6 protein-coding genes and 1 riboswitch are annotated in these 6,764 nt (G+C 64.6%); of the genes, 3 read left to right on the top strand and 3 right to left on the bottom strand.

The window, feature by feature from the left end; genetic code table 11:
* On the top strand, nucleotides 1-964 hold a 964-nt coding region (locus E4L98_RS01890), incomplete at its 5' end, for a tetratricopeptide repeat protein (RefSeq protein WP_135199870.1).
* Here the strand turns inward: E4L98_RS01890 and dapF are convergent.
* Genes dapF through E4L98_RS01875 form a run of 3 tightly spaced genes read right to left on the bottom strand, consistent with a single transcriptional unit; the run spans nucleotide 961 to nucleotide 3,561 of the window.
* The gene (gene dapF, locus E4L98_RS01885; RefSeq protein WP_135199869.1) at nucleotides 961-1,824 is read right to left on the bottom strand and encodes a diaminopimelate epimerase; all 864 of its coding nucleotides are present in this window, start codon (nucleotides 1,822-1,824) and stop codon (nucleotides 961-963) included. The two genes, E4L98_RS01890 and dapF, sit on opposite strands and share 4 nt — an antisense overlap.
* Before the next feature lie 4 nt (nucleotides 1,825-1,828).
* On the bottom strand, nucleotides 1,829-2,707 hold the full coding sequence (locus E4L98_RS01880; RefSeq protein WP_135199868.1) for an LpxL/LpxP family acyltransferase: 879 nt from the start codon (nucleotides 2,705-2,707) through the stop codon (nucleotides 1,829-1,831).
* Nucleotides 2,704-3,561: a lysophospholipid acyltransferase family protein gene (locus tag E4L98_RS01875; protein WP_135199867.1), complete on the bottom strand. Its 858-nt coding sequence runs from the start codon at nucleotides 3,559-3,561 to the stop codon at nucleotides 2,704-2,706. The genes E4L98_RS01880 and E4L98_RS01875 overlap by 4 nt, the downstream gene beginning before the upstream one ends.
* 182 nt (nucleotides 3,562-3,743) lie before the next feature.
* On the opposite strand from E4L98_RS01875, the gene metK reads away from it, so the two are divergent.
* Entirely contained in the window at nucleotides 3,744-4,910 is a 1,167-nt protein-coding gene (gene metK / locus E4L98_RS01870) for a methionine adenosyltransferase (protein WP_135199866.1), read from the top strand.
* A 290-nt stretch (nucleotides 4,911-5,200) separates the two neighbouring features.
* Nucleotides 5,201-5,270, top strand: a riboswitch (S-adenosyl-L-homocysteine riboswitch).
* 28 nt (nucleotides 5,271-5,298) lie between these two features.
* On the top strand, nucleotides 5,299-6,726 hold the full coding sequence (gene ahcY / locus E4L98_RS01865) for an adenosylhomocysteinase (RefSeq protein ID WP_135199865.1): 1,428 nt from the start codon (nucleotides 5,299-5,301) through the stop codon (nucleotides 6,724-6,726).
* Nucleotides 6,727-6,764: the final 38 nt, after the last annotated feature.

Here is a 6,764-nt window from a genome sequence, read left to right as displayed (position 1 = left end):
GACAGGTCCGGACAGCAGCATCACCGCGGAACAATATGCCGCGCTGGAACCGTACTGGCGGCAAGACCGCGCGCGGTTCCTGCAACAGGCGCGTCCCCTGCTGGCCCAGCTGCAATTGCTGCTGCCGGCCGGCGGCCAGGACGCGGAACTGCAGCAGTGCCGCGAGCTGGCGGCCTGGGGCGGCGACCGCCAGGCGCAGCTGGCGTTGGGCCTGTGGTTCGCGCGCATGGATGAGGAAGGCCGGCGCCAGAGCAATGGCATTGCCGCCGTGAATTTCAAGCGCGCCATCCGCTGGCTGACGCTGGCCGGCGAACAGGGGCTGGCGGAAGCGTGGTTCGCGTTGTCGCGCATTTATCTGAAACCGGAATTCTCGCAGCGCTGCGTGGCCGAAGCCCAAAGCTATCTGGAGCGCGCGGCCGAGATGGGCCATTGCGGCGCCCAGCTCGAATGCGGCATGTACGCCTGGCGCAACCGCCGCACCGACGAGCACAGCGACGTGCGCGCCGCCTACTGGCTGCAGAAAGCCGCCGCGCAGGGCTGCGCCGACGCCGAAGCGTTGCTGGAACGGGTGGCGCCGACGCCGCAGGAGGCCGGCTGGATGAGCAGCATCGTCACCTATCTGACGCGGGAACTGCTGGAGAGCCAGCCGCTGCTGGCGGCGCGGCTGGAGCTGGCCGCGCTGTTCGGGTTGTCGCGGGCCGAAGCGCTGCTGCTGGATGTGAAGGCGGCCGATCACGGCCACTGCCTGGTGATCGATATCCGCGCCAGCTATGGCCGCAGCAAGCGCCGGCTGGTGCTGTTGCGCACGGCGCGCGAGCGGCAGGCGCTGGACCGCATCGTGCGCCTGTTCGAGGCCATCGACAGCGGGCCGGACGGACTGGAAGGCAATTACCGCCAGCGCCTGTACCGGCTCAAGACCTGGCTGCCGTCCGGCGTGGCGGACGAGCTGCTGGCCGCCGCTTAAATCTCGATCTCGCCTTCGAATACCGTCACCGCCGGGCCGGTCAGCCACACCGGCTGGCCTTCGCCATCCCAGCTGATCGACAGCTGGCCGCCGCGCGCATCGACGCGCACCGGGCTGTCCAGCAGGCCGCGGCGGATGCCGGCCACCGCTGCCGCGCAGGCGCCGGTGCCGCAGGCCAGGGTCTCGCCGACGCCGCGCTCGAACACGCGCAGCTTCACGTGCTGGCGGTCGATGATCTGCATGAAGCCGGCATTGACGCGGTTGGGGAAGCGCGCATGGTGCTCGATCAGCGGGCCGTTCAGCTCCACCGGCGCGGTCTCGACGTCGTCGACCACCTGCACCGCGTGCGGATTGCCCATGGACACGGCCGAAATCATCACCGTCTCGCGCGCGCCGCCCAGTTCCAGCAACAGCGGCCACAGCGTGTCGCGGCCCTGCGGCTGGCCCTGCAGGCCTTCGGCGTCGAAGGGCACGCGCTGCGGTTCCAGAATCGGCGCGCCCATATCGACCGTGATGGCGCCGTCGGCTTCCAGCCGCGGCGCGATTACGCCCGCCTTGGTCTGCACGCTGATGCTGCGCTTGTCGGTCAGGCCCTTTTCCGAGACGAACTTGACGAAGGCGCGCGAGCCGTTGCCGCACTGTTCCACTTCGCCGCCGTCGGCGTTGAAGATGCGGTAGCGGAAATCGCAGCCGGCCTCGGTCGGCCTTTCCACCAGCAGCATTTGGTCGGCGCCGATGCCGAAGCGGCGGTCGCCGAGTTTCTGCCACTGCGCGGGCGTAAAGTCGATCTGCTGGTTGACGCCATCGATCACGACAAAGTCGTTGCCGGCGCCATGCATTTTGGTGAATTTGAGTTTCATCGGTCTATTTCTTGTCGTACAGCGAAGGCTCGCCGTTGGGGCGCGTCTTGAAGCGTTTGTGGGTCCAGAAGTATTCGGCCGGCGCCTCGCGCACGCGCTCCTCGATGAAGGCGTTCATGCGGCGGGTGGCGGCGACCATATCGTCTCCCGGGTAATTGTCCCACACTGGATAGAACTTGACACCATATCCCTGGTAATCGGGCAGGAAGGTGGCGATCACCGGCATCACCTGGGCACCGGTGGTGGCGGCGATGCGCGCGGTGGCGGTCAGGGTGGCCGCCTCGATGCCGAAGAAGGGCACGAACTCGGCATCCTTTTCGCCGAAATCCATGTCCGGCAGCATGAAGTAGGGCAGCTTGTCGCGCAGCGCGCGCAGGATGGGCTTGATGCCGTCCTGGCGCGTGAACAGCTTGACCGGCTTGAAGCGGGCGCGGCCGTCACGCAGCACCTTGTCGAAGGCCGGGCTTTTCTGCGCCACGTACATGGACGAGGCGCTGGCTTCCATGGCGATCGCCGCACCGGCCACGTCCAGGCAGACGAAGTGCGGGCACAGCAGGATGGTCGGTTTCTCGGTCATCGCCGCCACCGGGATCACGCCGTGCGGCTCCAGCCTGATCAGGCGTTTCAGGCGCGCCTCCGGCGCCCACCACAGGATGGAACGCTCGAGGATGCTGCGCGAATACGCCTGAAAATGCTGGCGCGCGATCTGCACGCGCTCGGCTTCCGTCAGTTCCGGCATGCACAGGCGCAGATTGGTCAGCGTGATGTGGCGGCGCGGGCTCATCACGACAAACAACACATTGCCGACAAACTTGCCGATGCGGCCCAGCAGCGGCAACGGCAGCCAGTGCAGCAGCCACATCAATCCTAACAACAACTTCATGCTTGCTCTCCAACTGCGGCCGGTGCGGCCACGCCGGCCGGCACCTTGTAACGGTTATAGCTCCAATAGTATTGGGACGGTTTTTCGGCGATCAGGCGCTGCATGGCGTTGTTGATGGTTTGCGCCTGCTGGGCGATGTCGCCCTCCAGCGGATCGGTGATCTCGATGAAATGGATGCGGTAGCCGCGGCCCCAGGGCAGGCGCTCGGCATAGGTGACGATCAGGTGCGGATTGCCCAGCTTGGCCAGCTTGGCCGGCAGCGTCATGGTGTAGGCGTCGCGGCCGTACCACTTGGCCCACACGCCTTCGCCCTCCTGCGGCACCTGGTCGGGCAGCAGGCCGATCGGCTTGCCGCGCTTGAGGAACTTGGCCAGCATGCGCACGCCCGACATATTGGCCGGCGCCAGGAACAGGTTGCCGCGCGCGCGCGCGCCTTCCACCAGCGGTTTCAGCGCCTCCTGCTTGGGCGGGCGGTACATCACCATCAGCTCGGTCAGCAAGGCGACTTCCTGGGCGCAGATTTCAAAGCAGCCCAGGTGCGGCGTCAGGAACACGATGCCGCGGCCGGAGGCCAGCGCATCCTGCACCAGCGGCCAGTTGACCTTCTGGCTGGCGTGACGGGAGACGCGCCGGGGATCGGCGCACCAGAGGAAGGGCAGTTCCAGCGCGGCCTTGCCGGCCTCGGCAATGGCGGCCGGCAGATACTGGGTGTAGCCGGCCAGGGCCATGTTCTGACGCATGCGGCGGCGGTAGGATGGCGCCAGCAGGTAGATCACCCAGCCCAGCGTGGCGCCCATGGCGTGCAGCACCGGCAGCGGGAAAATCGACAGGAAGCGGAAAATCGGGACTAGCATGTTGGGAAACGACAGAGTTGCACTCCGCCACATTTTTTCAAAAGAGCGTAAAATACCACGTTAGTAGTAATAAGCCGCTGAGTTAATTAGACAACTTGCGATGCGGGATACAAATATCGCTAAAGCGTCGCGAGCCGTATTGGTGATGCGACCGACATTTTTAACCAATATAGGAGCTCGCGATGTCGAACGATTATCTTTTCACCTCTGAATCCGTCTCGGAAGGTCACCCCGACAAGGTTGCCGACCAGATTTCCGACGCCATTCTCGACGCGATTCTGGCCCAGGACCCGAAAGCCCGTGTTGCCGCAGAAACCCTGTGCAACACCGGTCTGGTGGTGCTGGCCGGTGAAATCACCACCCACGCGAACGTGGATTATATTCAGGTCGCCCGCGAAACCATCAAGCGCATCGGTTACGACAACACCGAATACGGTATCGACTACAAGGGTTGCGCGGTGCTGGTGGCTTATGACAAGCAGTCGCCCGACATCGCCCAGGGCGTGGACGAAGGCGCCGGCCTGGATCTGGACCAGGGCGCCGGCGACCAGGGCCTGATGTTCGGCTATGCCTGCGACGAGACCGCCGAGCTGATGCCGGCCGCGATCCATTACGCGCACCGCCTGGTCGAGCGCCAGTCGCAGCTGCGCAAGGACGGCCGCCTGCCATGGCTGCGTCCGGACGCCAAGTCGCAGGTCACGCTGCGGTACGTGAATGGCCGCCCGGTGGCGGTGGACACCGTGGTGCTGTCGACCCAGCACGCGCCGGAAATGCAGCACCGCCAGATCGAAGAGGCGGTGATCGAGGAAATCATCAAGCCGGTGCTGCCGAAGGAGTGGCTGCAGGATACCAAGTACCTGGTCAACCCGACCGGCCGCTTCGTCATCGGCGGCCCGCAGGGCGACTGCGGCCTGACCGGCCGCAAGATCATCGTCGACACCTACGGCGGCGCCTCGCCGCACGGCGGCGGCGCGTTCTCGGGCAAGGATCCGTCCAAGGTCGACCGTTCGGCGGCCTACGCCGCGCGTTACGTCGCCAAGAACGTGGTGGCGGCCGGCCTGGCGCGCCAGTGCCAGGTGCAGGTGTCGTACGCCATCGGCGTGGCGCGTCCGATCAACATCACGGTGTACACCGAAGGCACCGGCGTCATCCCCGACGAGAAAATCGCCCAGCTGGTGATGGAACACTTCGACCTGCGTCCGAAAGGCATCGTGCAGATGCTGGACCTGCTGCGTCCGATCTACGCCAAGACCGCCGCCTATGGCCACTTCGGCCGCGAAGAGCCGGAATTCTCGTGGGAGCGCACCGACAAGGCCGCCATCCTGCGCGCCGCCGCCGGCTTGAAGTAAGCACAGTAAGCAAGCTCTGCTGTAGCTAAATACGCCAACGCCCCGGATTCCGGGGCGTTGTCATTTCGGCCGCTTGGGTAAAGGCGGTTTGGGATTGGGCGGCAAATATTTACGGCGTGGGTCGTCGGTAGGCATCATGATATTTCCAGTTTCTGGTTGGTGATTCTTTGCGCCTGGAATGGCCAGTATAGTCGGTGCTATTGCCAATGCTCGTCCCGCCGATACGGCGGCAGTTGCCAGCGCAAGCGGGATTTGTTGTCGCCATTCCTGTTGATCAATGCTAAAATCCCCGCTCCGAGGGGCGCTGCGACGAATCCCGAATTCGCCAGGCTCGGAAATCCCCAACCGCGCTCACGTTACTTTTTTCAACTCATGAAAGGAGGGCGTGATGAACGCCGTACTGAAATCCTCCGAAGACTACGTCATTGCCGACATTTCCCTGGCCCCGTGGGGTAACAAGGAAATCAAGATTGCTGAAACCGAAATGCCGGGCCTGATGGCGATCCGCGAAGAATTCGCCGCCGCCCAGCCGCTGAAGGGCGCGCGCATCACCGGTTCGCTGCACATGACCATCCAGACCGCCGTGCTGATCCAGACGCTGGAAGCGCTGGGCGCGCAGGTGCGCTGGGCCTCGTGCAACATCTACTCGACCCAGGACCACGCCGCCGCCGCCATCGCCGCCAACGGCACCCCGGTGTTCGCCATCAAGGGCGAAACCCTGGATGAATACTGGGACTACACCCACCGCATCTTCGAATGGCCGCACGATGCCGCCGGCAACCCGGTGTATTCCAACATGATCCTCGACGATGGCGGCGACGCCACCCTGCTGCTGCACCTGGGCGCGCGCGCCGAACAGGACATCTCGGTGCTGGCCAACCCCGGCTCCGACGAGGAAATCTGCCTGTTCAACGCCATCAAGGCGCACCTGGCCAAGGACCCGGCCTGGTACTCCAAGCGTCTGCCGCACATCCTCGGCGTGACCGAAGAGACCACCACCGGCGTGCACCGCCTGTACCAGATGCACAAGGAGGGCAAGCTGGCCTTCCCGGCCATCAACGTCAACGACTCGGTCACCAAGTCCAAGTTCGACAACCTGTACGGCTGCCGCGAATCGCTGGTGGACGGCATCAAGCGCGCCACCGATGTCATGATCGCCGGCAAGATCGCCGTGATCGCCGGCTACGGTGACGTCGGCAAGGGCTCGGCCCAGGCCATGCGCGCGCTGTCGGCGCAGGTGTGGGTCACCGAGATCGACCCGATCTGCGCGCTGCAGGCCGCGATGGAAGGCTACCGCGTGGTCACCATGGACGAGGCTGCTTCGCAGGGCGACATCTTCGTCACCTGCACCGGCAACTACCACATCCTGACCGAACAGCACATGCTGCAGATGAAGGACCAGGCCATCGTCTGCAACATCGGCCACTTCGACAACGAGATCGATGTCGCCGCGCTGAAGAAGTACAAGTGGGAAAACATCAAGCCGCAGGTCGATCACGTGATCTTCCCGGACGGCAAGCGCATCATCCTGCTGGCCGAAGGCCGCCTGGTCAACCTGGGCTGCGGCACCGGCCACCCGTCGTACGTGATGTCGTCGTCGTTCGCCAACCAGACCATCGCCCAGATCGAGCTGTACGCCAACACCGCCAAGTACCCGGTCGGCGTGTACGTGCTGCCGAAGCACCTGGATGAAAAGGTTGCGCGCCTGCAGCTGAAGAAGCTGAACGCCAAGCTGACCACGCTGACCCCCGAACAGGCCGCCTACATCGGCGTGACCCAGGAAGGTCCGTACAAGCCCGACCACTACCGTTATTAATTTGATGGTGTAAAGGCGGGGCCAGGTGCCCCGCTTTT

The organism is Duganella callida (genome assembly GCF_004614165.1).
In the GTDB taxonomy this organism is placed as follows: domain Bacteria; phylum Pseudomonadota; class Gammaproteobacteria; order Burkholderiales; family Burkholderiaceae_D; genus Rugamonas; species Rugamonas callida.
Note: the sequence above shows the minus strand (reverse complement) of the source record. Positions and strands in the feature narration are given on the sequence as shown.